The organism is Fictibacillus sp. S7 (assembly GCF_004127935.1).
In the GTDB taxonomy this organism is placed as follows: domain Bacteria; phylum Bacillota; class Bacilli; order Bacillales; family Fictibacillaceae; genus Fictibacillus_C; species Fictibacillus_C enclensis.
Genome location: NZ_QJKL01000001.1, coordinates 3,906,311 through 3,931,717, shown reverse-complemented (window position 1 = coordinate 3,931,717; position 25,407 = coordinate 3,906,311). Strand labels below are relative to the sequence as shown.

Here is a 25,407-nt window from a genome sequence, read left to right as displayed (position 1 = left end):
GCTGATCCGGCTTTTTTACTTGGTGCCAATAACCACCGTTGCTTGGAGCTCTGAGGAACAGACCACTGTTGAACTCAGGCCCTGCTCCTGAAAAATCCGCCATGTTTCTGCTGATTGGCGGGAGCTTGTTTCCATGAGCAGACTTCCTCCAGGTGCGAGCCAGGATCCTGCTTCAATCGTTGCCCTCCGCTGGATATCATGTCCGTCCAAGCCGCCATCCAGCGCTATCCGGTCTTCATACATACGCGCTTCTGCCGGAAGAGATGACACTGCATTCGTAGGAACGTAAGGGGCGTTTACCACAAGAACATTCACGCTTCCAAGCAAGACTTTTGGCAGCGGCTCATATAAGTCCCCTTCAAAAACCTTTCCGTCCGCCTTGCTAACATTCCGGCGCGCGCATATTACAGCTGCAGGATCAATGTCAGTTGCGTAAAGCCTGATCCCAGGCTTAAGCTCGGCAAGTACGGCCCCTACCGCTCCTGAGCCGCAGCAAAGATCCACCACAGCATCTCCCGCCCTTATTATCTCTGCAGCCTGATGTACGAGAAACTCGGTACGCCGGCGGGGAACAAATACATGAGAATCTAACTCAATCCGAAATCCGCAAAAATCCGCATGACCCATTACATGCTCAAGAGGCACTCCCTCTGCTCGCTTTTCTGTCATTCTGTCCAGTTCTTCGGGAGACACTGCAGCAGAGAGCAACAGCCGTGCTTCTTCTTCCGCGTAAACACAGCCGGCAGCCCTCAGCCGAGCAGCAATCCCGTCAAAAGCAGTAACTTCCATCAGCAGTCCCCCTTTGCAAATGACTAAAAAAACGACAAACCTACCGTAAAGATAACACCAGAAACCAGGAGCGTGGTCACACAATAGCCCATAATGTCCCTCGCCCCGAGCCCTGCGATCGCCAGTGCGGGCAGCGCCCAAAACGGCTGAGCCATGTTCATCCAGGCTTCACCGTAGGCAATCGCCATGGCAGCAACGCCAGAGTCAACGCCAAGCTCCTTGGCCGCAGGCATGATGAATGGACCTTGTACCACCCAATGTCCGCCGCCTGACGGAACGAAAAAGTTTACAAATCCTGAGCTTAGAAAAGCAAAGAACGGAAAGGTTGAAGGATTGGAAATAGAAATAAACGCATTGGTAATCATTCCGCCCAGTCCAGAAAGCTCCATCATCCCTTGAATACCCGCATAAAACGGAAATTGAATCAAAATGCCTGCGGTACCTTTTGCCGCATTGGAAACAGCATTCATGTAGGAAAGCGGTGTACCATGCAGCAGGAGACCGGTCGTGAAAAACAGTAAATTAACAGTATTTATATCGATTTTAAATCCGTTTTGAACTATGTAATAAACAATATAAGAATATCCGAGAACCGAGATGACCAAGCTCAGCAGCCGACTGTTTTCCATGGAAACCGCAAATGTTTTTTTCGTATCAACAGGAGCAGTGGCGATAGCCGCAGAAACCTCATCTTCTGTTAACAACTTCGGATCAATCCCGATCACATCTTTTCCTGTTGGCATCATCATCTTGGCCATAATCGGCAGAACGATAAGCAGCGCAAGAGTAATAAACAAATTATAGCTCGTAAAAATGGTATGAGTGAGCGGAATCAGTCCTGCCGTTTTTTCCATTGGATTTCCCGGCGTCGCAGCCACAAGGGGAACAGACCCCGATAATCCTCCATGCCAGGTAAGAAACCCGATATAGGCACAAGCAATCAGAAACCGGTAGTCGGATCCCGGTATACGCTTGGCCACTTCCTTTGCAAACAACGCCCCTACAATCAATCCAAAACCCCAGTTGATGAAACAGGCGATTCCGGAGCCTACAACAACAAGAATCACACCCTGTACCGGAGTTTTCGCTACTCCAGCAAGTTTGACCATCCACTTTTTAATAAGCGGGGAGCTCGCAAGTGCATGTCCGGTAACAAGGACAAGGCTCATTTGCATGGCAAAGGCAAGGAGGTTCCAGAATCCAGATCCCCAGAACTCCACCATATCAATAGGGCTATGATGGGTGAAAATTACTCCTGAGAGAAAAAGAACGATTGTAAGGATTAATGCAAACACAAAAGGATCCGGTAAGAACCGTTGAACGAGAGCGGTAAAAAAGTTAGAGAGCGCTTTCATAATTTCGCACGTCCTTTCTGCCTGAACAGGCTGTTTAAGTCTGTGAATAGATGCACTCGTTAACTATTCCGTTTACAAACCTGAAAATCCTGTCTGTTTAACGTAAATCTTGTAAAAAATTATCGAGTCTCACAAACAGAAGGTCTTACAGAACATGTTGATTTATTCATTTACCATTAGCAGAACTTTACCAGTGCTTTTCCTGCTTTCCACCCAGTCATGGGCTGCCGCTGCCTCATCTAGACGAAATTTCTTTCCGATGTTGATTTTCAGCTGGCCCGCTTCCAGTAATTGAAACACATGAGGAGCCATTTTCTGCAGTACTTCAGGCCGCTCTTTTCTTGTGGTTCCAAGGCTGAAGCCCAAAACCGAACGGCAGCTCGAATGCAGCTTGCCGGCTGGAATGGTGCCGTACTCTCCGCACGAATTTCCAAATACCACAAGCTTTCCGTACTTGGCCAGGCAGTCAAAGCTCTGATCCGTTAATTTTTCTCCTACTGAATCAAGAACAATATCGGCCCCTTTTCCATTTGTGAGCTCGTTTACAAGCTGAGAGATATTTTCTTTTTCATAATTAACAACATAATGAGCACCGGCGTCCTTTGCAATTTGCATTTTCTGTTCATTTCCTACCGTCCCAATCACCATTCCTGCTCCAAGGGCAAGGGCTGTCTGTATGGCCGTAGTGCCTACACCTCCGGCTGCAGAATGAATGAGAACCGTTTCCCCTTTTATCATTTTTGCAAGATTAGCCAGAAGGTGATACGAAAGAAAGGAAACAATTCCGCAGGAGCCTGCCGTCTCAAATGTCATATTGTCCGGGATGGGAAATGTCAATTGAGCGTCTGCTCTCATATATTCCGCGTAGGAACCATCATGGGGAAAGGCAAGCACCCTCTGGCCTTCATGGATGTTCAGCACATCAGGACCAACCTTCTCCACAATCCCTGCTGCCTCCAGTCCTGGAATAAATGGAAGATTCCCCTTCCCTTTTGTCCCTACCCTTGCTTTAATATCGGCATAATTGACAGAAGTAGTTTTTACTTTGATTAATACCTGATCGGAACCAATCTGAGGGACAGCTGTTTCCGACCATGTCATGTTTTCTGAACTTCCAAAGTTTTTTACTATAATCGCCTTCAAGTGACTTCCTCCTTTTTTCTTATCGTAACAGAACACTTTAGCCCAAGAGCATGTTTACACAAAAATTTCTCACCTTCTGGTAAACTGGACAAAAACACACAGACAGGATGGGATAAGATGACAGCACGTAAATTGCTCATTGCTCAAAATATTGACGATTCTTATGTGGAAAAGGTACAGAAAATCATTCCCGATTGGACCATTGTGACAGGCAAGGACAAGGAGATTTGGCAAAAGGAAGCTCCTGATGCAGAGATCATTGCCGGCTGGAAAAAAGGAATGGAAGAATACACGCTAGATCGTGAAAATGCGCCCTTAAAATGGGTACAAACCTGGAGTGCCGGGGTTAACAATCTTCCGCTCGACCGCCTTTCCTCCGAGAATATTCAACTGACCAGCGCCAACGGCGTCCATGCTTTCCCTATTTCCGAAACCATTTTTGGGCTCATGCTCGGCCTCACGAGAAAAATACATACATACGTGCGCAACCAGCAATCCAAAACATGGGACCATTCCAACCTGAAGCTTGAAATCCATGGCAAAACCCTGGGCATTCTCGGAACAGGTGCCATCGGACGTGAAACAGCCAAAATTGCCAAAGCCTTTGGAATGAAGGTGCTTGGTATGCGCCATTCGGGAAAACCTGAGCAATATATTGACAGAATGTATACATCTGAAGAGCTGCACGATCTGCTTCCTGAATGTGACTATTTGGTTGTGACCCTTCCATTAACCAAGGAAACGAACCGCATGCTGGGCAAAAAAGAATTTCAGCACATGAAAAACACGGCTTTCTTCATCAATATCGGACGCGGTGACATTGTAGTGGAAGAGGATTTGATCCAGGCACTGAATACCGGAGAAATCGCCGGAGCGGGTCTTGATGTGTTTGAAAAAGAACCGCTTGACAACAACAGTCCTCTTTGGAATATGGAGAATGTCATTATCACTCCCCACACAGCAGGGTCCACCGAGTATTACGACCAGCGCGTCATCGAGGATATTTTTATTCCCAATCTGAAAGACTATCTCGACGATAAATCCCTTTCCATTAATGCCGTGGATTATAATAAAGGATATTAATAGCCCTTACAAAAAGACTGTTGCTTGGGAGCAATTTTCCTGCACCTTCATTGATAAGTTGTTGTAGTGAAAGGTGCGAGATCCTCGAAAATGAAAAAAGCAGCAGCCTGGAAGGGAAAACACCTACTTTTAAGAGCAACAAAAATTACGCAAGAAGCTTTACTTAAAATCGTTCCATGTATAATCCACCGACAAAACCCCGATCGTTTTGTGTTCAAGAGGCTGGCCATCAACTGCCAGTCCCGGGTTTTTGAAGCAGACCAACTCTTTATGGTAGCCAAATTTTTGACAGACCTCCGGCCGGGCTGAATATATTCCGCACCGGTCTTTTTCCATGTCATAAAAGATGCACGTTCCGAAAAAGCGCGTCTGTTGCTCAAGTTCATTCCGTAGTTTACGAGGCATGCTTTTTACTTTCTTTCTGATTTTTTTCAACTCTGTTTCAGTTACCGCTACTGGACCGCAGCATAATCCCTTGCAGCCTTGGCATGGAAGGACGCTCATCCTTTTATTCCTCCTTCTATATAGAACAGCTGAAACATCGATCAGCCGCCAGCAAAAGAAATTTCTACATAGAGCGCCATAATCCTTCCTCCATCTGCCTCCATCCTTTTGTCCCAGCGCCTAAAATAATTCAAAAAACTCTACAAACTTCTGGGACTTTCGTGATATATTATTTGAGCAGTGCAAAATAAGGAAAGGCTGTGAATCTATGTCATTTACTGGAACTTTCAAGAAGTTACTGGCCTCATCTCTCGCCATTGGACTAGTTTCCTCTCAATTGGCTAACCCAACGGTTGCGGCAGCAAAACCTGCCAAGAAATCTGCGCCAAAAGAACCATTTAAAATATCCGCTCCATATGTGGATTTCTCCAAGGGCACAAATGCTTCTGTCACCGTTACTCCTCAAAAAGGGAACCCTGGCAAAGAAGCAGTTGTTTTCCAGCTGATGAAGGGTAAAAAAACCGTATCACAAAGAGCGGTTAAAACCGACATCAAGAAAAGCTCCGAGTTTTCAGCACACTTCAATTCCAAAAATCCATCCTACTGGGTCCAGGTTTCTGTCGTAAAGAATTACAACGGCGATACCAGCAATTTTGGCAAGAACCTCGCAACACCAGTTTCCACATCACCTACCAATCTTCGTATCATGGAAACTACCGATATTCATACAAATCTTGTAGCCTATGATTATTATAAAGCTGCACCTTCCGATGTTCTTGGAATTTCCAAGACAGCCACACTTGTAAAGCAAGCACGCAAAGAAGTAAAAAACAGTGTCCTCGTAGACAATGGGGACTTGATTCAGGGAACACCGCTTGGAACATATAAAGCCAAAATCGATCCTCTTAAAAAAGGCGAGATCCACCCCGTCTATAAAGCGATGAATCAGATGGGCTATGACATGGCTACATTCGGAAACCACGAATTCAACTATGGATTGGACTACTTGCAGAATGCGATTAAAGGCGCCAACTTCCCTTACATTAACGCCAACGTCTTTAAACTTGACAAAGATGACAACCCTTACAACAATAAGAACAAATTCACGCCCTATAAAATTGTAAAGAAAAAAGTAGTTGACCAGAACGGCAAGAAAAGCACGCTAAAAATCGGTTACCTCGGTCTTGTAACACCGCAAATCATGGATTGGGACAAAAACAATCTTGAAGGAAAAGTAATGACACGGGGAATCATTGAAACTGCAAAACGCTTTGTTCCACAAATGAAAAGAGAGGGTGCCGATATCATTATCGCCATGACGCACTCAGGGTTCAATGGAGATACCAAGAACCAGGAAGATGTCATCTACTCACTGAGCAAAGTGAAGGAAATTGACGCTATTACCTTCTCACATACACATAAAGTGTTCCCTGCAGCGGACGAAAAGTCGCTCGATCCATTGTTTAAAGACGCACAAGGAAACGTTCTTCCTGGTGTCGACAATGCAAAAGGAACCATCAATGGTGTACCGGCTGTTCAAGCTGGTTACGGCGGAAGCAACCTGGGGATCATTGACCTCAACCTTCAAAAAGTAAAAAACAAGTGGAAGGTTTACAACACGCAATCCTCCACAAAGGCCATCTACGATAAAGCGACCGGCTTCAAAGCACCAGAAGATGCTAAAATCGTGAACGCGGTCAAAAAAGACGTTGATGCAACCATTAAGTATGTGAATACACCGATCGGCAAAACAACCGACGATATTTACAGCTACTTTGCGCTGGTGAAGGATGACCCATCCGTTCAAGTCGTCACCAATGCCCAAAAATGGTACGTAGAAAACTATATCAAAACCAACAAACCGCAATACAAAGATTTACCGGTTCTATCTGTTGGCGCTCCATTTAAAGCAGGACGTAATGGCGTCGACGAATACACAGAAATCAAAAAAGGTGACCTGACCATCCGAAGTGCAGCAGATCTGTATTTGTATGACAACACGTTAAAAGCCATAAAGATCAAAGGATCAGATGTAAAAGAATGGCTTGAGATGTCCGCTGGGAAATTCAATACCATTGATCCGATGAAATCAGGGGAACAAAAGCTGTTAAATGACAACTTCCCTGTATACAACTTTGATGTTATTGATGGTGTAACCTATCAAATCGATGTAACAAAGCCTGCCCGCTATGATGTCAAAGGCGCAAAGGTTTCGGATTCCAACCGTATTAATAACCTTGAATACAACGGACAGCCGATTGATCCGGATCAGGACTTTATCGTTGTCACCAATAATTACCGTGCCTCTGGCGGCGGAAACTTCCCGGGCATCAAAGGTGCCGAATATGTCGTGGATTCCGCAGATGAAAACCGTCAGATCCTGATGGACTATATCACGGAACAGAAGGAAATCACTCCAACAGCCGATAACAACTGGTCCATCGCACCCATCCAGGGAGATGCTGAGGTCACCTTCACTTCTTCACCAAATGGTGCACAATACTTAACACCTGAAAGCAAAATCTCCTACACAGGAAAAACAGATGATAAAGGCTTCGGAATCTACAAGTATGACCTGAAAGGCAGCGCGCCAGAAGACTTTACCTTATCCCTCATGCATACAAACGATACACACGCTCATCTTGATAATGTGGCAAAACGCATTACAGCTATCAAAAATGTGCGTGCCCAAAAGCCAAGCTCTTTGCTGATTGATGCGGGAGACGTGTTTTCCGGGACCCTTTACTTTAACGAATTCAAGGGACTAGCAGACCTTGATTTTATGAATCTCGCAAAATATGATGTGATGACATTCGGCAACCATGAATTTGATCTGGGCGCAAGTCCGGATGGCCACAAAGCATTATCCGACTTTATCCAAAAGGCCAACTTCCCGTTCGTCAGTGCAAATGTTGATTTTTCAAAAGACAGCCTGTTTGACGGACTGCAATCCAATGAGATTTCCTCTTCTCCAAAGAACGGAAATATCTACACCGGCATTGTAAAAGAAGTGGATGGAGAAAAAGTGGGGATATTCGGATTAACGACTGAAGAAACAAAGGATATCTCCAGCCCTGAAGCGGTAGTATTCAAAAACTATAAAGATGAAGCAGAAAAAGCGGTAAAATCATTCGAAGACCGCGGCATTAACAAAATCGTTGCTGTAACCCACATCGGGTATGACGATAATCCTGCGTATGATAATGACCTGGAGCTTGCCAAACAGGTCGATGGCATTGATGTTATTGTTGGCGGACACAGCCATACCGAGCTTGATCAGCCTGTAGTGGTATCTGCAGACGAAAACGGAAAAGACAAAGATCCAACCGTTATCGTTCAAGCCTACCAATACAGCGACTTCCTAGGAACACTTGACGTTGATTTCGACGAGAACGGAAAAGTAGTAAAGGAAGATGGCAAACTGATTAAAGTGGCTGACCAGCAGGAAGACCCTGCAGCGGCAGATCTTCTGAAAAAGTATTCTTCAAAAATTGATGATCTAAAGAATACATCAACGGGTGCAACGGCGGTTAAAGCATTGGAAAATCCTCGTTCATCAACTGGCGGCCCAAGCGTCCGCAGCAACGAGACACCGCTTGGCAACCTGATTACAGACGCAATGCTTGATAAAGCTAAGCAGTTTAATTCAAAAACCGTCATTGCCCTCCAAAATGGAGGCGGAATCCGCTCTGAAATCAATGCAGGTGACATTACCCTTGGCGAAGTGCTGACCACTCTTCCTTTCGGCAACACACTGGCCACGATAAATCTGACCGGAGCAGAAATCCTGCAGGCGCTTGAGCACAGTGTAGACCAGGTACCAAATGAAAGTGGTGCGTTCCTGCACATGTCTGGTATGAAAGTTAAGTTTGACAGCTCAAAGCCAGCCGGAGAGCGTATCATATCTGCCGAAGTAGAAGAAACGCCTGGTCAATTTACTGCTCTTGATCCATCAAAGGACTATGTTGTAGCAACCAATGCTTTTACAGCCAAAGGCGGCGACAACTATCAGGTGTTCAAAAAGGCGTATGAAGATGGCCGTGTAACCGATCTTGGTTTTTCTGACTGGGAAAACCTTCGAGACTATGTCGCAAAACTAAAAACGGTAGATCCAAAAGATGAAGACCGCATTGTTGATGTAGCAAAACCATAAGCAATAAAAGAAAGTCCACAATTCCCGTGGACTTTTTTTAGTGTTTTCCTTAGTGGCCAGGGGTATGTTTTCAGATGCTTTTTGAATTGAAAAAGACTGCCAAACGGCAGCCTTTTTTTGTTATTTCTTATTGTTTGATCCAGCCTTTCACAGCCTTCTTGTCTTTGTCTTTGCCTTCGACATAGAACCAGTTGTTCCACTTTTTCGTTGCGGTTACGGTCTGAGGTGTAAGGTTCGTATCGGTTTTCTTGGAATCAAGCGGCAACAAATACAGCGGTGTGGCGTCCGGTTTCAGAACAATTTTCTGATTGACCGCTGCCGGATTAAATTCAGTAATTTTGCTGTCCTTTTTAATCCATAAATCATAACTAAATTTCGTCTTTACCGCGTAGTAGCTGCCGTATGACTTGATGGCTTTTACTTCACCCGGATAAAGGTTGCTGGTGGATTTCTTGGTTGATATCGGCGAATAGTAGAGCGGTGTACTCTCCTTTACCAGGAAGTTCTTTGGCTTTGTATGGAAATCGTTCACGGTTCCTGATACATAATTGTCCTTTAGGATCCACTTTTTGCCGTAATCCTTCGTATTAATTCTGAAATAGTTCCCTTTCGTTCCGATGACGGTTAGCTTTTGTGCTTTAAGCTTTGTACTCGTTTTGTAAGCTGAACCCGGGCGATCGTAAAGATTAAACGGCGCAAAAGTTGTTATAACTTTGCTTGTTTTTGTAAACTTCTTTTCCCACAGCTTTTTCCCTTCATTAGCCACAAACAATGCGGCTTTACGGTTGCGCTTCCATTCTTCATTAATGACCGAAACCGGAGGATTGGTTGCGCCGACATGATAGCTCAGCTCAGGGGTAAAGGCCGGTCGCCCATATTGGGTAATGAACCAATCCTTATAGCCCCCTCCCTTCTTGCTGTCATTCGGTTTTACCAAAGGATAGCCTGTCATGGACGAAAAGGTTTTCGCCATCGCATAATCGCGGTTATAATTTTCCTTTTTATTCAGGTAGTGCCAATACAGAATACGCCCTGATGTATGATAAGAAATGGTGACTTCAGGATCCACATAGGAGGTGAAATTATAGAGCAGCTTCACTTCCGGTGCTTCGAGCGGTTTTGTTCCTTTGTACATTTGATAAGAAGGACTAGGTGCTTCGCTTCGTGGAATCTCATTCCAGCCTGCTGGATATTGGCGGTTCAGGTCAATGCCTTGCGCATTGGCTTTCCATCTTTTGAAATTGGTGCTGCCCTTGTTCATTTTAATCAACCCGCTGTGGGCTGATTTTGGAAACTCTTTAAGACCTGACTGCTGAAGAGTGACTCCGTCAGGATTCACCATCGGTACGATCCAGATCGACACATCATTTAATAGACTGCGAACATTATAGCCCTGATAGGTGGTGTTTTTCTTATACGCATCCGCGTAGGCATCTACCATTTCCATCGCAATGTTGGTTGTAATCCATTCCCTGGCATGATGAGAAGCATTATAAAAGACGGTGGCATCCCCTTTTCCGAGTTTAATTGCCCAGACCGTCCTTCCATATTTGGTTGTGCCAAGCGCACGATACTGGACCAGATCCGGATACGCTTTTGCCAATTGCTTCATATCGGTAGTCATCTCCGAGTATGTATACGTCTGAATAGGGTCAACATAACTGGCTGCCGATGCAGACGGTGTGAAGCTGAATGCAGACAAACTGACAACAACAGCCAGTACTAAAGACCATATCGTTTTTTTCATGCTTTTCCCCCTAAGATTCGTCATTTCTCCCTAACTCTCTAATTATACGTGTATAACCTTCTTTCAGAACATAAGAATATTTGCGTATCTTTTTGTTAAATAAAGGTCACGGGTTTGATTAAATGACGCATGCCCCCTGTTTCACTCTACTCTTCCGCCTAGTAAAAAATACACATTTTCTGTAAGATTACTAGGTTCTTTTGCTTAAAAACAGAGCACGAGCTTTCCTGATATAGAAGAAATTGTATAATAAAAGAAAAACAGTTTAAGAAAGGAATGAATGATGAAAAAAGTTCTCAGTTTTCTCGTTTTAGGTATCTTGTTGTTTAGTGTGTTTACACCCGCTTATGCCAGTTCCATACCCTCTCACCAAAAGAAACTGCTCAATAAGGTTTATAAAGAAAAGAAAGCCAAACAAATCGTTTTTGTTACAGCAGATAAAGCAGATGAATTTACAGGCAAAATTACAGCGTATGAATATGTGAAGAAAAAATGGGTCAAGAAATATTCCATGCCGGCCGTAATCGGCAAAAATGGAATCAGCCCTGCCAAAAAAGAAGGCGATGGCAAATCTCCTGCCGGTATCTATGATATTGGGCGAAGCTTTGGAACCGTCAAAAAGCCTTCAGGAATCACCCTCAAGTACACGAAAACCGATCAGTACGACTATTGGGTGGACGATGTAACGTCCAGGGATTATAACAAATGGATCGTTTACAAAGGAGACCCTAACAAACGATGGAAGTCATTTGAGAGAATGCAGCTGGAGCCTCTGTACCATTATGGTGCCGTTATTGAATACAATATGGATCCTATCGTCAAAGGTGACGGAAGCGCCATTTTCTTTCATGTATGGAGAGCCTCCGACAAACCAACAGCAGGCTGTACGGCTACTTCCAAAGAAAACGTGCTACAGCTGCTTCGATGGATGGATCCCTCAAAAAAACCGGTATTTATCCAGGGGACTGAAAAGCAGATGAAGGAAATGTACTGATAAACCGTCAGGAAGCTATAAAAAACCTGGTATCTATATAAGACAAAAAGCCTGGGGGCAATTTCTATGATGAAGTGGGTACTTGTGTTTGTTCTGTTAATTGGCGGCATTGGATACTTCGGCTATAAAGCTCTTGTGACCTACGGAGCCAACAAGCTGGTGAATGAAGTTTCAACACAAATCGTGGACAACAAGGATATCGACAAATTGATGGATGATCCCGCCATTGAACAATACGTGGAAGATGGCAAAGATCTTGATTCGCTTGCAGAGGAAAAGGACCTCCCGTTTCACACCAAGGAGAAAGCGATGAAAACGGTGATTAACAAGGTAGGTCTGGATCAGTTAAAAGAGATGAAAAATAAAGCACTGGATGGCGTCTCCCAAGATGAAAGACGTGAAATGGAAGCAACATTAGAGGAGAAGCTGTCCGCCAAAGAAATGAAAGCCCTGAAATTGGTCGCTCTAAAAGAGATTAAGAAAAGGCAGTCCCAATAGTGATAATAAAAAGGTGCAGTACACCCTTTTATTTTTCTTCTTTGTTCCTGTGCTGTCTATCGCTCATTTCATCTGAACGTTTGGATACAAACAACAGACTCATGATAAAGACAGTCAGGATGGATCCGACAAAGCATCCAGCGATAAACATGAGCATCATTGACCCTCCAATACCATCTTTTCTAAAGTTTTCGTCCTCAAAAGGAAACTTTAGGGTTGATTGGCCAAGCTATACCCTTTTATCATAGAACATCTCCCATTAATAAGCTGTCGAAGCCTATGGGACCGTTCACTGAAAATCACGACAAGAAAAAGCAAATCCCGCAAAAAAACTCCCGGCCTTATAGTGAACTGTCAGCAACAGTAAACCGTTCATTCCCGGGAGTTTTTTTACTTTCCTGTAAACAGGTCGGCCAAATCGTCAGCCCACAACTGCTCACCCTTTTTTGTTGGCTGATGATTCTCTGTATTCACATACATCTTCAGCTCTTCTGATTCCTGATCCGGCCAGGCAGACCAGTGATCGATATATGCCATTCCCTTTTCATTTGCATATCGCTTTAGCTGGTTCACCTGATCAAGATAAAAGCGGGGCTTATAAATCGGATTGGGCGGCTGAAGTAAAACAACGGTTTCAGGATTTGCTCTTTTTACATCAGCCAGCAGGATATCCAGACTTGCCAGGGTATCCCTTATGTTAATTTTTCCGTTGTCATTGAGCAAGAAAGGCTCAATCAACAGCACATCCAGACGTTGGTCCAGCAACGGCTGATACTTTTTATCTTTAATGACCGTAATGGACCATTCATTTTTAAACCCTTTTGATAAAAACTCTATGTGTTCTTTGCCATACGCCGCTTGCAGTTTCTGCTGAAAAAGTGTACCCCAGCTATCTTCCCCCGAGGTGGTTTCTGAGCCGATCGCTCCCACCTTCACGGTTTCTGCAGCCTTCCATCTTTCCGCAATGACCTCTTGAGCATTTTCCGGAAGATTCTTGGTCAGTGCACTGACACCAGGCACTGTGCTACTCTCTTTCCTTTCCTTACTGGCTGCGCGTTGATCCTCCAGATCCTTTTTCGCAGCCTCTGCTTTATCTTCCAGCTTCAGTTTGTATTGGATATTTCCGTACCCGAGACTTCCCAGGCAAATAATAAAAATCAAAACATATAATACTTTTTTCTTTTTCATAACAAGCCACCGCCTTCTTTTTCTCACTGATAGTATCGGCTGATGGCGGCTGATCATGAACCCTTATTATGGGTTACTTCTGAAATACCGTCTGTATAACAGGAAAGCAATAAGAATGCCCACCGTTCCCCCGCCAGCATCAATCATCACATCTTCCACGTGTGGAGAACGCCCAGAAGTGAAATGCTGATGAATTTCATCAGACGCGGCATAGGCGACAGTTAGAACAAAGGAAAACAATGCCGTTTTTCCTTTTGAGAAATAAAAACGGAGAACCCTGAATATCAGAAATCCAAGCAAGAAATACACAGAGAAATGAGCACATTTGCGGATAAAAAACTCTACAAATCCAGCAGCTCCCAACGCTTCTACACTTACTTCGCTGCCCGCATACTGAAAAGATACCGAAGAAAAAATACTGGCTATCTTTTCATGATTCAAAAATTGAGAGAGGGTCGGCCTCATATCCTGTTGTTTATAAGGAGTGGCTGACGAATAAAAGATTCCGCCAGCGACAAGCAGGACTGGCAGCCAATACCATATGAACCGTTTCATCCAAACACCAGACTTTCTATAGAATTCTTTTTCAATTCTACTATTAACGCAAGGTACTTTGTATTATTTTTATGTTGGAATCGCTTTCATTTTGATATAGCGTTTTGCTGCTCATCATTAAGGTTAAATATAAACACAAATGCGTGGCAAATAGACGAGAAATTAAAAACACAGACTCCCGATTAGGAATATATACGAAGCTGTGTTACACTGTCACGATAAATCAACGATAGAAGGAGGATCCCCATATGTGGCAGCCGTTAATTATCTTTCTGATGCAGTTATCCCTTCTCCCCATCGTGACTCTCCGGACCATACTTCTTGTTAAAGGAGAAACGCGAAAGGCCAGTGTAATTGGAGTAGTAGAAGCAGCGATCAATGTACTCTCACTCGGTATCGTGTTTCAAGATATGTCGAACATTTGGAACATTATCGCTTATGCGATCGGCTTTGGAGCTGGCCTTATGCTTGGCGGTGTGCTGGAAAATAAATTAGCCATCGGTTATGTAACCCATCAAATAAATTTGCTGGATCGTTCTGAGAAACTGGTAAACCGGCTTCGTGCAGAAGGGTTTGGTGTAACGGTATATCAAGGCGAAGGGCGAGAAGACAATGCCCGGTTCCGGATTGACGTACTTTCGAAGCGCAGCAGGGAGAAGGAACTTCTGCAAATTGTCAATGAACTGGCGCCAAAAGCCTTTCTTGTCTCCTTTGAGATTCGAAGCTTTAAAGGCGGATATTTAACAAAAAGCATGAAAAAGAAGCAAAGATAAAAAAGAGACACAGCCTGCCAATGGGACAGGTGGTGTCTCTTTTTAGTGAGCCGGTTTCTTTTTTTGAAAGGAAACAACTGTGCTTGCAGAGGAATAGTTGACCGGCTTGGCATCAGGAACAGGCTGTTCGTCTGCTGACTTACTTTTCATGTTCACAAAACCAGATACATTGGTCAGAACGCCCATCGAAAACATCAAAACAAGAAGCGAAGATCCTCCATAACTCAAGAAAGGCAGCGGAACACCGGTTACCGGCAAAAGTCCTGTAGCCGCTCCTAAATTTATGAAGGATTGTACACCAATCATGCTTGAAATCCCAAAGGCAAGAAGGCGGCCGAACGTATCCTTGCTTCTTAAGCCAATAATAAACCCTCTGATCACAAGATAAAATAAACCGGTGAGGGCAACCAGTACACCTGCAAACCCAAACTCTTCGGAGACATTTGCGATAATAAAATCCGTTTGCCCCTCTGGCAAATACCCATATTTCGTTATCCCATTGCCAAGGCCAACGCCATCCATCCCACCCGCAGAAATGGCGACATACGAATTGATCAGCTGATATCCTTCTTTCTGATGCTCAAAAGGCGCATATGCTCCTTTAAAACGGGAGATTTGTTCATCACTCGCAACAAACATAAAGAATACCGTCATTAAGAGGATGGAAGATAAGGAAAGAAACAGCAGATGCCGAAAACGCAATTTTGCACAAATCAGGATGCATGCGGCGATTGAAACCAGAATCAGCATGGACCCAAAATCTGGCTGCATGAGAATAAGGCATGCAATGAAAGCGACTACAACCAACGGTGGCGCAACTGCCCGGTTAAAGTCGGAGATATACGACTGTTTTTTTGCAAGAGCAGAAGACAGATAAATAATAATGGCCAATTTGGCCACTTCAGCCGGCTGCAGGTTGAAACCGCCAAGGCTGATCCAAGACTGAGCATTATTTACCACTTTTCCTAGTAAGAACACCAGAACCAGCAAAGAGGTGGTTACCAGAATCAGCGGTTTGGTCAGCTTCATATAGGCTTTATAAGGAAAAATTAATGCAAAGCAAAATACGAGCATACCCGCGAGTATAAAAATCAACTGACGTTTAAAAAAATAGTCCGCTTCAAGATCATAATGAAAAGCTATCCAATAACTGCTGCTGTAGATCATGACTAGGCCGAATACACCAAGTCCAATCGTGGCAATAACCAAACTGTAATCTACATTTCTTAATAGTTTTTTTAGCATAATCTATCACCCGATTATATTCTACTATATATTGGAACCACAAGGGTGTAAAAGTTTGCGACAAAATCTTTTGTATGAAACAAAAAAAGACAGCGTTCGGCGCTGTCTTTTTACCTTACTATCTTTAAATATTATCTGCATAATTAAAGAGGATATTCCATGTTTCAGGTCCTACAACGCCATCCATCTGCAGACCAAACTTCTTTTGGAACTTTTCCACTGCCATTTTTGTTTTTGAACCAAACATGCCGTCAATCGAAACATCTATGTTTGCATCGCTCAGTCGGGCCTGGATTCGTTTCACATCCACACCTTTATCTCCTTATTTGATGAGATGGCCCGGATACGGAAAGAGATCCACATCACGGTCCATGTTTTCTTGCCAACGATGCCATCAATGGTAAGTGCGGAACGGGCGAACAACTTCTTATTTGTGCAAGCTTTCAGCATGCGCGCCAAGGGGCACCACTCCCTGCATCGCCAAAGTTCCAGCTGCCGTTAAACAAACAAAGGTTTTCTTCAAATTCAATTCATCGACCTCCCATTTTTTATCTTAAAATAGTGTTTCACCTACCAGTTACCTAACAGCAGGACAGCGAAATCTATTAATAACAAAACAGTAAAAAAATACCCACTAATTCCTTTTTAAATAGAAACTTTACTTTTTCGTAACATGCAGGAGTCTGTAAAGAGTTGAAGAATGTTATAACCATAACATTATGGGGGTGCGATTGTTGAACAAAGATACCTTTGAACTCTTTCTGGTAGAGGCTGCAACCGAGAACAAACGTCAACGGGCAGTATACACTGTCTCCTCTGTGCAGGAAGCGTATGACAAGTTTATGACCGAACTGAAGGCCAATCCGGAAGCCAACCAAAAATTAAAATCACTCACAATTAAAAGCGGTACTGTGTCGTACGATATCTTCAGATAAAAACGAAGAGAAGGCCTTAGAAGGCTTTCTCTTCGTTTTCTTGAAGTATTGTTTATAAAGAACCGCCATTTCTTTTATTTTCGATTTATTTGTATGTTTGAAATGTGACACAGCTTTCTTGTCCCAACTTTTTTCACCCTGGGGAAAATGCCTGCACAGAACAGACACCATTTATCTCGGGAAAGAGAAAGACGAGATTCATTTACCTGAAGGCTGCAGCCCTTTGCATTGGGAAAAAGCAGCGTTGGCTTGTTTTCCGTTTGAGCAACCGGAAAACAACAGAAGCACCACGATTATGAACAAAAGTCGAATTGTCTTCTTCTCCATCTGCTCCCTCCTTGATATATGTACAATGCCTCGTATAAAGATACTATGCATTCCCAGTTGGTTTCGACAAACAAAAGAAAACGGTGCAAAAGCACCGTGGGACCTTAAACACTTGTTTTCAGTTTTCTTGCGGTTTGGGAATAACATAGCATACTTTCCATGGTCCAGCCATTCATTCCCTGCCAGCTTCCTGATAATTTCAAGGAGCCATCTGAAAGACGTTCAGGAAACAGTCTGCCTTCACCGCTCCGCAGTTCATTTTTAGTATTCACGTGATGGTACGTAAAATGCAGTTCTCCGTGCTGGTTTACCATACCAACAAACCTGCCGCATTGGATTTCCTCCCCTGTATAAGTGGCACGTACAATCAACCCTTCCTGAATGCAGGTGAAAAAAATAGGTGAATCCGCATTGTGTACCGGCACAGACACAAACTTTTTATTGTGATAGGTAGCCATTGGTTTACACGCCTCTCCTTTTATTCACAGGCTTGTAGTACTTATCTTTATGCAACTATACGGAATTATGGCTAAAAAAAATAGAAATCCGTTACATTTTCTAACCGTAAATTTTATTGATAAACCTCTTATGCTTAGATTATGACACTTCTAGAAAAATCCTTGTCAGATTATCGTGCAGTTATTGTCTACTTCTATTTTCTTATCGCCTGTACTTATGTGTATCCGCCATTCCATAGAAATAAACGACATAAGCCAGCATATTTCCCGGAAAATAATCGACATCATGTTTTTGTGGCACTTTTACAAGAACTGCACCGGCTTGTTGGATCTTGAGCAGCCATTGCAGCTTCCTTTCTGTTGTCCAAATTTGATTTTGTTAATGGGCTTACGATTATCTTGAGGCTTACGCCCTGAACAATTACATCCCTTTTTCATCACAACTGTCACCTCCTGCTACTAATCTATTCAGTTTTCACTCCCCTGCTTGTACATGAACAGCACAAAAAACCCTTGCTGTCTAAACAACAAGGGCAATCGGAATTTATTATTACATTTTGGCTAGATCGTTCCAATAATGGCACAGCACACGCAGACCCTTATCAAAGTTCTCTAAATGAAAATGCTCATTTGGTGCATGGAAATTTTCACTCGGCAGGCCGAACCCCATTAAGACAACCGGCAAATTAAACAGTTGTGTAAAAGTCGCTACAATTGGAATGGAACCTCCACTTCTGATATAGGTTGTTTTGACATCATACACTTGTTCATAAGCAGCTCCGGCGGCTTGGACATAAGGATGATCAATCGGTGTTAAAAAAGGATAGCCCTGGTCAAATGGTGTTAATTCCACGTCCACACCGGCAGGAAGGTGTTGAATGATATGCTGCTTGAGCAGCTCCACTATTTTTGAAGGATCCTGATTGGGCACCAGGCGGCACGAGATCTTTGCATGTGCAGAGGAGGGCAATACGGTTTTCAGACCGCCGCCTTGATATCCGCCATAGATGCCATTCACTTCAAGAGTCGGCCGTGTCCAGGTCTGCTCAAGGTAGGAATATCCTTTCTCTCCAGCCAGTTCATTGACCCCAAGTTCCTGTTTTACCCCCTCCTCATTAAACGCCAGTGAGGCAAATTCCTCTTTCTCCTGTTCGGTAGCTGCTAAAACATCGTCATAAAAGCCATTCACAAGAATGTGACCGTCCTCGCTGCGGAAGGAATCCACAATTTGCACAAGGGCATGTATTGGATTTTGTACTCCCCCGCCATAAAGTCCGGAATGGATGTCGCCTTTCGGTCCCCTGACATCGATTTGAAGTCCGCATAAGCCCCTTAGCCCGTAAGTGATCGATGGTTTTCCTTTTTCAATCATTCCTGTATCGGAGACAACCACAAGGTCGGCCTCCAACAGATCTTTATGTGCTTCTGCAAACGCAGGAAGATTCGGGCTTCCCATTTCTTCTTCTCCTTCAATACAGAACTTGAAGTTAAGCGGCAATGTGCCTGTCGTTTTAAGAATAGCCTCCAGTGCTTTCAAATGCATAAAGGTCTGTCCTTTGTCGTCACTCGCTCCACGGGCATAAATCTTTTCATCACGAATTTCCGCAGAAAAAGGGGGGCTGTTCCAGAGTTCCACAGGATCTACCGGCTGTACATCATAATGGCCATAAATCAGCACAGTTGGCTTGCCTTCCGCTTTCATCCAATCTCCATAGACGACCGGGTGCCCTTTCGTTTCATAGATTTTAACGTTATCCATTCCCAATCTCTTTAAGGACTCGGCCATCCATTCTGCCGCTTTTTCAATGTCAGCTTTATGTTCGGGCAGGGTGGAAATACTCGGGATCGCCAAAAAATCTTTTAATTGGCTCAAATGGGTATCTCTGTTGTTCACCAGGTAATCTTCTATTTTTTGATTCATGTTATGTACTTCCTTTCCTTTATTAATGGTCTTCCTGTATCATTTTGATCAGCCGTTTGGGTGCTGTTCGGCAATAAGCTTCATAGATAAGACCTCTAATTTCTTCCCAATTTATTTTTTCCGAGTTGTAAATCGAGGTCCAGCCATGATGACCAATATAGGCCGGCCTGAAGAACCGCTCCTCCTGCAAAAGGATTTCCTGTGTTTCAGGCAGTGTCTTTATCGCCAGGGAGGTTCCGTGTTCGTTCTCTCCCATAATGATAAAAGGTTTTTCCCTCACCCTGAACGAAGTATGACCAAAGCCATCGATGTGCTCCACTGTTTCTGGAAATAGAGTACAGATTTCACGAACGTTTTCGAGCATTCTCAGTCCTGATTCTGATTGGACCTTTTTATGGACAGACATTTTATTTTTCCTCCAATGAAAGATCTATTCCAAATGTTGTCTTCAATCCTGTTATCCCAGCTTCCGTAATTTTCACCGCTCGACTCTGTGGAACCCGCTGCATCCACCCGAGCTCCAAAAACCGTTCCAACAGAGCATTTCCTAATGATCCAGCCAGATGATGGCGCCGTTCACTCCAATCCAGGCACCGGTAAGAGAAGGATCGGCGCTTCTTTCTTATCCTTTCGAGCTCAATACCCATTTCACCAAAAAAACGAACACCTTCTTCCGGTACCATGAAATTCTCTTTTTCTTCTTCAAGAAATCCAGCTTTAAGCAACGCATCTGTCAGCTGAACGCCAACATTTCCAGCAAGGTGGTCATAGCACGTTCTCGCATAGCGAATTACCTTATCCTGAGAGGACTGTTTTAACGATTTTATTTTTACAGGCGGCGCTATAAAAAGCAGTGATTCCATCACCTTTGCGACCTCTTCATTAAGGATACCGTAATAACGGTGCCGCCCTTGCTTTTCTAGTGCAATCACACCAGCCTCTTGCATTTTAGACAGGTGAAAGCTGGCGGTTTGTGGTTTTATACCTGCCCTATGCGCTAGTTCACTGGCTGTATGAAACCTTCCATCCATCAAGACGGTCAGCATGGCAGCACGCGACGATTCACTTACGATCGATGCGATTTCCGCCACATTGGATTGTGCCAATTGATCATCTCCTCCTTTTGCATCCATACTTCGATGAACATCGAAAAATTCCTGCACTACAATAAATACAAATAAAGAAAAGGGGCAGAACCTATGAAAAATATCCAAACAATTACACCAAAAATCCTCTACTACGGTACACCGGTCATCCTCCTTACCACCTTAAATGAAGACCACACCACCAATATCAGCCCGATCTCATCGTCATGGGCGCTTGGAAATAGTATTGTTATAGGAATTGGACTTGGCGGAAAAGCCTTTGAAAATCTGAAACGCACTCCTGAATGTGTGTTAAACATTCCTGATGCTTCGCTCTGGAAGCAAGTGGAGATGCTAGCTCCTTATACGGGAACTGATCCAGTCCCAGTCTTTAAACAGAACTTAGGGTTTACCTACAAAAAAGACAAATTTGCGGTTGCTGGCTTCTCATCGTTTTCATCCATCGGCGTTAAACCTGATCGAATTCCGGAATGTCCCTTGCAGATTGAAGCTAAAGTAATGCATATTCGTATCCCGGAATATTCACCATTCTTTGCTGTCGTAGAGACGGAATCCGTTCATGTTCATGCCCATTCAAACATAGTAAAAGGAGAAAACCATGTCGATCCTGCCAAATGGAATCCATTAATCTATAATTTCCGGCACTACTATGGCCTTGCAGAAGAGCTTGGCAAAACGTATCGTTCAGAAACATAACCTAGCGGAAGTTTAACAGAACACCCGATAGAAGGAATTTTTGCAGGAGCAGGCACAATCCCCAGCCACCGACACCAAGTACAACTGATAATAAAAACGGGAGCGATTGCTTTAAAGAAAGGGCTACAATAAAAATTAAAACAATAGTGCTCGGCAGTCCATAAAGCACGCCATATAAAAACTGGCTTAAGTGGTCACCCCGCTCGCCCTGTGTGTAGAGCCAAAAAAGACTGAGCAGGCTGACAAGCGGCAAGGCGGCAAGGATTCCTCCAAAACGGGGTGAATGTTTGGCTAATGCCGTAATGACACCAATGACGAGAGCGGAAACGGTAATTTTAACGATCGTATACATTCCTGGCCTCCTCTCTCAGTTTCTGAAAAACAGCCATTACACTCTGCTGTTCCTCCTTGCTTAAGCGATCCAGTACTTTTTTCAGTTTTTGTTCATCTAATTCAGAGTTTCGTTTGAGTACTTCTTCCCCCGCTTCTGTCAGTTTTACATATACCGTTCTTTTATCTTCGGGTGATCGTTCCTTTTGGAGATATCCTTTTTCCATCAGCCGCTTTACATGCTCAGAGGCGGAGTGGTGTGTAACCCCAAGCACTTCTGCAAGATCGGCGACGGAAGCTTTTGTCTTCTTTTTAACCGCCTGCATGCAGCGCACGTTCTGGTGGGTCAATTTTTCCTCGTGTCTGTAATGGAGAAAATAATACAAATCCGTCCAGCATTTATTTATAAACTCAACATTCATTTTGTTCACCTCATTTTGTATCGTACAATACGATATAAAATCTTGCAAGAAATAGGCGCTTTATTGCCCCTGTTTTTTAGATAGCAGCTGCTTTTTTGGCTGCTTTTTTTATTCCCTTGTTCAATGGTCCTGTGACTTTAGTAAAGCAGTAGATTCCGAGCATGCCAGATACAAGATAGGCAAGCGCCATTCCCCATGAGGGAACAAAAGAACCGATCGTGATTCCGGCTGCACCAAGAATTTTCGCCACCTGGAAGGTTAGTCCCTGTACCGCCATATACGAGCTCCGCGCATCATCATTCACGATATCAGCCATAATCGATTGTTTAACCGGCACATACATGAGTTCACCGATGGTTGCGATGAAAATGCAAACCACCAGCAGGATGGCAGAGTTGCTGTATCCAAGTACCGCATAGCCTGCGGTGTACATCCAAAATCCTGTATAGATCACTTTATGGTCAGAATACTTTCGCATCCATCTGGTAACTAATATGGTACCTGAAACGACGAGCACGGTATTGAATGTCCGAAGCCAGCTGATCATTCGTAACCCGTCAAGGTGATACGTGAACATATCGCCCAGCGATACACTGTGTGATACAAACTCTTCTTCCAGCCGGACAGAGATATAATTACTCATTTGGAACTCAATACCTACGATCAGGGTTGAAGCGATACAGAACCATAAAAACAATCGATCCTTCATGACTGTTTGATAATTTGCTGCCATGTCCTTAAATACATTGATTTTTTCAGTGACAGTAACTGTCTGGGTGAAAGACTCCTTCATTACATAAGCAACAAGATATAGTGTGATGATGCTTACCGCCGTGATAGCGATAAACAGTTCGAAACGGTGGGACTTGAACAGAACACCGCCGACAATGGAACCGAGCGCGATCGACAGGTTCACTGCCCAATAATTGATGCTGTACATCAATTTTCGATTTTCCTTTGTACTTACGTCAATCAGCATCGCTTCAGCTGCCGGGTTCATCAACCCGGAGCTGATACTTTGGATGAGCATCATAAACGAGGTAACCCAAGCGGAATCAAACCATGGTGAATTGGCCGCTGTCATAAACAAAAAGGCTATGACAGTGAACAGCTGTCCAATCACCATCACCTTTTTCCGTCCTGCCCGGTCCGACACATATCCGCCGTAAAACCCTACCAGGATCGAGACGAACACATTGATCAGCAGGATAATTCCTGCAAGCGCCTGGCCAAGCTTATCCGAGAGGTAGATCGCCATGAACGGAAAGATCATCGTCCCTACCACTCGGGCCATAAACGAAGTAATGATTCTGATTTTAATATTCGGATGCAAATTCTTAAACATGCATTTCCCTCCTTTTACCAATCCCTTTATCTGCTGTTTATTTTCCTCTAGTAAAAGGCGCAGAAAAAGTGTAAAATTCAAAAAAGAATTTCACCTTTTAGGGAGGGAGCCAGCATGGAAATCCTCGATTACTACATTACCCTTCATCTTCAGCACCCCGAGCATAAAGATGATCAACCCGCAGAAGTCACTGTCAGCCAGCTGGAATCCTTGTTTTATTGCACAAAACGAAACGTGAATCTGCTGTTAAAACGGATGGGCGAAGAAAGATGGCTCACTTGGGTTCCAGGTAAAGGACGGGGCAACCGATCCAAGGTGCATTTTCATTACGATCTGGAGGAAGCCGCAGCAGCTTATTTTTCAAAACTTCTCGCAAAAAACCAGATTGCAGAAGCAGCGGAGTTTATTAAACGTCCCCTTATGCCGGAACATCTCGCTCAAAAACTGCAGATGCAAATGCAGAACAACTTTGGCCTTCAGGTGAAGCAAACCGTATCCAGTTCCGTGGATTTGCTTAAAATCCCGATGAGGCGGCCTCTCGCTGCCCTGGATCCTGCCTTTTCCTACACAGCAGCCGAAGCCCACTTTGTCCGTCAGATCTTTGATACACTGATCAACTACAATTCGGTCACCGAAACTTTCGAACCTCACCTTGCCCATCACTGGGAAGTAAATTCAGAATATACGGAGTGGACGTTCTTCTTGCGAAAAAGCGTGAGGTTTCACCATGGCAGAAACCTCAACTCACAGGATGTCAAATACTCACTGGAACGATTAAAGGACCCGGATGTTCAATCACCGTTTCGCCACCTTTTTTCCGAGCTTCAATCGATTGAAGCTTTTCATGAATACGGAATTAAGATGAGATTAAAACGGCCAAATGCGTTCTTTCTTCATTATCTCAGTTCCTTCAACGCGGCCATCCTTCCTCAAGACGTCCCTATCATGACAGGGAGAGAACTGATTGGAACAGGCCCATTTAATGTGACCGAATATAACGATCGCGTATTTGTACTTGAAGCCTTTGATAACCATTTTAATGGCCGGCCGCTCCTAGATCGTGTTGAGCTTTGGTTTGTGGAACTTAATCCTGACCGGATTATCGATTATGAACTGCCTGGAAGTGGAACAACCAAGAACCGGCATATGAAAGTAAACAATACGGGCTCTCGCTACCTCGTCTTTAACTTCCAAAGGGAAGGACCGCATCATGACCTTTATTTCCGCCAGGCAATTGCTGAGCTGATTGACCCCAACCAGCTCATTTCTGAACTCGGCGGACGACGGGGGTGTCCGGCCAGCAGCTTCTGGCCAGAACGCAGCGAGCGATCATCATTTCCCCCCTCCTCAATCACGCGCGCCCGTTCGCTATTGAAGAAAAGCTCATACAATGGAGAAGTGCTTACGTTTAAGTATTTGGATTACACGAGTGAAGGACTTCGAGAGGCGGAGTGGATTCAAAATCGGTTTCGCGAGGTTGGAATTTACCTTAATCTGTCCCCCTATTCGCTCTTGGATACCGAGCAGCATGATGGAGAAATGATCTCCAAGGGGGAAGTGCTCGAACGGGATGCCCAATATGGCTTTCTTTCCTTTTTGAAAGGGGAACGAAGCATGCGGTCCCTCTTAACTCAGCAGCAAATCGAGGTGCTTGATCGCTACTTGGGGGAGTTTTTACAAGAAGAGGACTATGAAAAACGGGAAGAGATCATCGACAGCATTGAAACGTATTTTTATGAACAAAAGATACTTCTTCACCTGTATCATATCGCAAAAGAATGGAACTATCCTGCTTTGCTGAAGGGTGTCCGGCTGAACGACTTCGGCTGGACCGATTTCAGAAAGCTGTGGGTGAAGCCTGAGATTAGCAAAACAAAATGAAAAAAAGACCAACCTCTCC

The 25,407-nt window shown here is 44.1% G+C and carries 27 protein-coding genes; 8 read left to right on the top strand and 19 right to left on the bottom strand.

All coding sequences use genetic code 11. From position 1 onward, the window contains the following. Positions 1-15: 15 nt before the first annotated feature. The 3 genes from DMO16_RS20065 to DMO16_RS20055 form a co-directional block, all read right to left on the bottom strand. Positions 16-789 carry a putative protein N(5)-glutamine methyltransferase gene (locus DMO16_RS20065; protein WP_129479722.1) on the bottom strand — a complete coding sequence of 258 codons (774 nt, stop codon included), beginning with the start codon at positions 787-789 and terminating at the stop codon, positions 16-18. A gap of 23 nt (positions 790-812) precedes the next feature. After that, complete coding sequence (locus DMO16_RS20060) at positions 813-2,144, bottom strand: TIGR00366 family protein (protein WP_129479720.1); 1,332 nt, start codon at positions 2,142-2,144, stop codon at positions 813-815. A 162-nt stretch (positions 2,145-2,306) separates the two neighbouring features. After that, on the bottom strand, positions 2,307-3,287 hold the full coding sequence (locus tag DMO16_RS20055) for a quinone oxidoreductase family protein (protein ID WP_129479718.1): 981 nt from the start codon (positions 3,285-3,287) through the stop codon (positions 2,307-2,309). A 117-nt stretch (positions 3,288-3,404) separates the two neighbouring features. Here DMO16_RS20055 and DMO16_RS20050 point away from each other — a divergent pair, with 117 nt between their 5' ends. Beyond that, positions 3,405-4,370, top strand: coding sequence for a D-2-hydroxyacid dehydrogenase (locus tag DMO16_RS20050; protein WP_129479716.1), 966 nt, complete (start codon positions 3,405-3,407; stop codon positions 4,368-4,370). 159 nt (positions 4,371-4,529) lie between these two features. On the opposite strand, the gene DMO16_RS20045 is transcribed toward DMO16_RS20050, so the two are convergent. Beyond that, the gene (locus tag DMO16_RS20045; RefSeq protein ID WP_061971775.1) at positions 4,530-4,874 is read right to left on the bottom strand and encodes a YkgJ family cysteine cluster protein; all 345 of its coding nucleotides are present in this window, start codon (positions 4,872-4,874) and stop codon (positions 4,530-4,532) included. 208 nt (positions 4,875-5,082) lie between these two features. Here DMO16_RS20045 and DMO16_RS20040 point away from each other — a divergent pair, with 208 nt between their 5' ends. Then, complete coding sequence (locus DMO16_RS20040) at positions 5,083-8,967, top strand: bifunctional 2',3'-cyclic-nucleotide 2'-phosphodiesterase/3'-nucleotidase (RefSeq protein ID WP_129479714.1); 3,885 nt, start codon at positions 5,083-5,085, stop codon at positions 8,965-8,967. A gap of 127 nt (positions 8,968-9,094) precedes the next feature. On the opposite strand, the gene DMO16_RS20035 is transcribed toward DMO16_RS20040, so the two are convergent. Beyond that, a complete protein-coding gene (locus DMO16_RS20035) occupies positions 9,095-10,714 on the bottom strand; it encodes a M14 family metallopeptidase (protein WP_164988972.1) in 1,620 nt (539 codons plus the stop codon). Positions 10,715-10,994: 280 nt separating this feature from the next. Here DMO16_RS20035 and DMO16_RS20030 point away from each other — a divergent pair, with 280 nt between their 5' ends. Next, on the top strand, positions 10,995-11,708 hold the full coding sequence (locus DMO16_RS20030) for a L,D-transpeptidase family protein (protein WP_241840609.1): 714 nt from the start codon (positions 10,995-10,997) through the stop codon (positions 11,706-11,708). A gap of 66 nt (positions 11,709-11,774) precedes the next feature. Then, a complete protein-coding gene (locus DMO16_RS20025; RefSeq protein ID WP_129479710.1) occupies positions 11,775-12,206 on the top strand; it encodes a hypothetical protein in 432 nt (143 codons plus the stop codon). 28 nt (positions 12,207-12,234) lie between these two features. On the opposite strand, the gene DMO16_RS25015 is transcribed toward DMO16_RS20025, so the two are convergent. The 3 genes from DMO16_RS25015 to DMO16_RS20015 all read right to left on the bottom strand — a co-directional run bounded on the left by DMO16_RS25015 (position 12,235) and on the right by DMO16_RS20015 (position 13,949). Then, on the bottom strand, positions 12,235-12,363 hold the full coding sequence (locus DMO16_RS25015) for a DUF3789 domain-containing protein (RefSeq protein ID WP_241840608.1): 129 nt from the start codon (positions 12,361-12,363) through the stop codon (positions 12,235-12,237). 233 nt (positions 12,364-12,596) lie between these two features. Beyond that, positions 12,597-13,394: an SGNH/GDSL hydrolase family protein gene (locus DMO16_RS20020; protein WP_129479708.1), complete on the bottom strand. Its 798-nt coding sequence runs from the start codon at positions 13,392-13,394 to the stop codon at positions 12,597-12,599. Between the two features lie 66 nt (positions 13,395-13,460). After that, positions 13,461-13,949 carry a VanZ family protein gene (locus DMO16_RS20015; protein WP_129479706.1) on the bottom strand — a complete coding sequence of 163 codons (489 nt, stop codon included), beginning with the start codon at positions 13,947-13,949 and terminating at the stop codon, positions 13,461-13,463. 248 nt (positions 13,950-14,197) lie between these two features. Here DMO16_RS20015 and DMO16_RS20010 point away from each other — a divergent pair, with 248 nt between their 5' ends. Beyond that, the gene (locus DMO16_RS20010; protein WP_061971763.1) at positions 14,198-14,722 is read left to right on the top strand and encodes a DUF2179 domain-containing protein; all 525 of its coding nucleotides are present in this window, start codon (positions 14,198-14,200) and stop codon (positions 14,720-14,722) included. Positions 14,723-14,764: 42 nt separating this feature from the next. On the opposite strand, the gene DMO16_RS20005 is transcribed toward DMO16_RS20010, so the two are convergent. The 3 genes from DMO16_RS20005 to DMO16_RS24405 all read right to left on the bottom strand — a co-directional run bounded on the left by DMO16_RS20005 (position 14,765) and on the right by DMO16_RS24405 (position 16,426). Continuing rightward, the gene (locus DMO16_RS20005; protein WP_074440542.1) at positions 14,765-15,967 is read right to left on the bottom strand and encodes an FtsW/RodA/SpoVE family cell cycle protein; all 1,203 of its coding nucleotides are present in this window, start codon (positions 15,965-15,967) and stop codon (positions 14,765-14,767) included. Between the two features lie 124 nt (positions 15,968-16,091). After that, positions 16,092-16,277 carry a peptidoglycan-binding domain-containing protein gene (locus tag DMO16_RS20000; RefSeq protein ID WP_129479703.1) on the bottom strand — a complete coding sequence of 62 codons (186 nt, stop codon included), beginning with the start codon at positions 16,275-16,277 and terminating at the stop codon, positions 16,092-16,094. After that, a complete protein-coding gene (locus DMO16_RS24405) occupies positions 16,268-16,426 on the bottom strand; it encodes a hypothetical protein (protein WP_164988971.1) in 159 nt (52 codons plus the stop codon). The genes DMO16_RS20000 and DMO16_RS24405 overlap by 10 nt, the downstream gene beginning before the upstream one ends. A 275-nt stretch (positions 16,427-16,701) precedes the next feature. Between DMO16_RS24405 and DMO16_RS19995 the strand changes: the two genes are divergently transcribed. Further along, the gene (locus DMO16_RS19995) at positions 16,702-16,902 is read left to right on the top strand and encodes a hypothetical protein (RefSeq protein ID WP_061971759.1); all 201 of its coding nucleotides are present in this window, start codon (positions 16,702-16,704) and stop codon (positions 16,900-16,902) included. Positions 16,903-17,100: 198 nt separating this feature from the next. On the opposite strand, the gene DMO16_RS25250 is transcribed toward DMO16_RS19995, so the two are convergent. The 5 genes from DMO16_RS25250 to DMO16_RS19975 all read right to left on the bottom strand — a co-directional run bounded on the left by DMO16_RS25250 (position 17,101) and on the right by DMO16_RS19975 (position 20,714). Next, entirely contained in the window at positions 17,101-17,229 is a 129-nt protein-coding gene (locus DMO16_RS25250) for a hypothetical protein (protein WP_277873771.1), read from the bottom strand. A gap of 104 nt (positions 17,230-17,333) precedes the next feature. Next, positions 17,334-17,687 carry a hypothetical protein gene (locus tag DMO16_RS19990; RefSeq protein ID WP_061971757.1) on the bottom strand — a complete coding sequence of 118 codons (354 nt, stop codon included), beginning with the start codon at positions 17,685-17,687 and terminating at the stop codon, positions 17,334-17,336. Positions 17,688-18,237: 550 nt separating this feature from the next. Then, positions 18,238-19,608, bottom strand: coding sequence for a dipeptidase (locus DMO16_RS19985; protein ID WP_129479701.1), 1,371 nt, complete (start codon positions 19,606-19,608; stop codon positions 18,238-18,240). Between the two features lie 22 nt (positions 19,609-19,630). After that, positions 19,631-20,014, bottom strand: coding sequence for an MmcQ/YjbR family DNA-binding protein (locus DMO16_RS19980; protein ID WP_129479699.1), 384 nt, complete (start codon positions 20,012-20,014; stop codon positions 19,631-19,633). 1 nt (position 20,015) lies between these two features. After that, positions 20,016-20,714 carry an ArsR/SmtB family transcription factor gene (locus DMO16_RS19975; protein WP_277873770.1) on the bottom strand — a complete coding sequence of 233 codons (699 nt, stop codon included), beginning with the start codon at positions 20,712-20,714 and terminating at the stop codon, positions 20,016-20,018. Between the two features lie 93 nt (positions 20,715-20,807). Here DMO16_RS19975 and DMO16_RS19970 point away from each other — a divergent pair, with 93 nt between their 5' ends. Then, positions 20,808-21,410: a flavin reductase family protein gene (locus DMO16_RS19970; RefSeq protein ID WP_129479697.1), complete on the top strand. Its 603-nt coding sequence runs from the start codon at positions 20,808-20,810 to the stop codon at positions 21,408-21,410. Position 21,411: 1 nt separating this feature from the next. Here the strand turns inward: DMO16_RS19970 and DMO16_RS19965 are convergent, their stop codons facing one another. The 3 genes from DMO16_RS19965 to DMO16_RS19955 form a co-directional block, all read right to left on the bottom strand. Next, positions 21,412-21,762 (bottom strand): DUF3147 family protein, encoded by a 351-nt coding sequence (locus DMO16_RS19965; RefSeq protein WP_129479695.1) that lies wholly within the window; start codon positions 21,760-21,762, stop codon positions 21,412-21,414. After that, complete coding sequence (locus DMO16_RS19960; RefSeq protein ID WP_129479693.1) at positions 21,746-22,162, bottom strand: MarR family winged helix-turn-helix transcriptional regulator; 417 nt, start codon at positions 22,160-22,162, stop codon at positions 21,746-21,748. Before DMO16_RS19960 ends, DMO16_RS19965 begins: the two co-directional genes overlap by 17 nt. A gap of 76 nt (positions 22,163-22,238) precedes the next feature. Beyond that, positions 22,239-23,507: an MDR family MFS transporter gene (locus DMO16_RS19955; RefSeq protein WP_129479691.1), complete on the bottom strand. Its 1,269-nt coding sequence runs from the start codon at positions 23,505-23,507 to the stop codon at positions 22,239-22,241. Positions 23,508-23,621: 114 nt separating this feature from the next. On the opposite strand from DMO16_RS19955, the gene DMO16_RS19950 reads away from it, so the two are divergent. Next, complete coding sequence (locus tag DMO16_RS19950) at positions 23,622-25,388, top strand: ABC transporter substrate-binding protein (protein WP_129479689.1); 1,767 nt, start codon at positions 23,622-23,624, stop codon at positions 25,386-25,388. The last annotated feature ends 19 nt before the right edge of the window (positions 25,389-25,407 follow it).

Coding starts and splice junctions, on each gene's coding strand:
- DMO16_RS19950 (WP_129479689.1), top strand. CDS start 23,622: ATGGAAATCCTCGATTACTACATTACCCTTCATCTTCAGCACCCCGAG.
- DMO16_RS20060 (WP_129479720.1), bottom strand. CDS start 2,144: ATGAAAGCGCTCTCTAACTTTTTTACCGCTCTCGTTCAACGGTTCTTA.
- DMO16_RS19965 (WP_129479695.1), bottom strand. CDS start 21,762: ATGTATACGATCGTTAAAATTACCGTTTCCGCTCTCGTCATTGGTGTC.
- DMO16_RS20030 (WP_241840609.1), top strand. CDS start 10,995: ATGATGAAAAAAGTTCTCAGTTTTCTCGTTTTAGGTATCTTGTTGTTT.
- DMO16_RS20050 (WP_129479716.1), top strand. CDS start 3,405: ATGACAGCACGTAAATTGCTCATTGCTCAAAATATTGACGATTCTTAT.
- DMO16_RS25015 (WP_241840608.1), bottom strand. CDS start 12,363: ATGCTCATGTTTATCGCTGGATGCTTTGTCGGATCCATCCTGACTGTC.
- DMO16_RS19955 (WP_129479691.1), bottom strand. CDS start 23,507: ATGTTTAAGAATTTGCATCCGAATATTAAAATCAGAATCATTACTTCG.
- DMO16_RS20065 (WP_129479722.1), bottom strand. CDS start 789: ATGGAAGTTACTGCTTTTGACGGGATTGCTGCTCGGCTGAGGGCTGCC.
- DMO16_RS19960 (WP_129479693.1), bottom strand. CDS start 22,162: ATGAATGTTGAGTTTATAAATAAATGCTGGACGGATTTGTATTATTTT.
- DMO16_RS20010 (WP_061971763.1), top strand. CDS start 14,198: ATGTGGCAGCCGTTAATTATCTTTCTGATGCAGTTATCCCTTCTCCCC.
- DMO16_RS20035 (WP_164988972.1), bottom strand. CDS start 10,714: ATGAAAAAAACGATATGGTCTTTAGTACTGGCTGTTGTTGTCAGTTTG.
- DMO16_RS20005 (WP_074440542.1), bottom strand. CDS start 15,967: ATGCTAAAAAAACTATTAAGAAATGTAGATTACAGTTTGGTTATTGCC.
- DMO16_RS20020 (WP_129479708.1), bottom strand. CDS start 13,394: ATGAAAAAGAAAAAAGTATTATATGTTTTGATTTTTATTATTTGCCTG.
- DMO16_RS20045 (WP_061971775.1), bottom strand. CDS start 4,874: ATGAGCGTCCTTCCATGCCAAGGCTGCAAGGGATTATGCTGCGGTCCA.
- DMO16_RS20025 (WP_129479710.1), top strand. CDS start 11,775: ATGATGAAGTGGGTACTTGTGTTTGTTCTGTTAATTGGCGGCATTGGA.
- DMO16_RS19980 (WP_129479699.1), bottom strand. CDS start 20,014: ATGTCTGTCCATAAAAAGGTCCAATCAGAATCAGGACTGAGAATGCTC.
- DMO16_RS20040 (WP_129479714.1), top strand. CDS start 5,083: ATGTCATTTACTGGAACTTTCAAGAAGTTACTGGCCTCATCTCTCGCC.
- DMO16_RS25250 (WP_277873771.1), bottom strand. CDS start 17,229: ATGGAGAAGAAGACAATTCGACTTTTGTTCATAATCGTGGTGCTTCTG.
- DMO16_RS19985 (WP_129479701.1), bottom strand. CDS start 19,608: ATGAATCAAAAAATAGAAGATTACCTGGTGAACAACAGAGATACCCAT.
- DMO16_RS20015 (WP_129479706.1), bottom strand. CDS start 13,949: ATGAAACGGTTCATATGGTATTGGCTGCCAGTCCTGCTTGTCGCTGGC.
- DMO16_RS19970 (WP_129479697.1), top strand. CDS start 20,808: ATGAAAAATATCCAAACAATTACACCAAAAATCCTCTACTACGGTACA.
- DMO16_RS19990 (WP_061971757.1), bottom strand. CDS start 17,687: ATGGCTACCTATCACAATAAAAAGTTTGTGTCTGTGCCGGTACACAAT.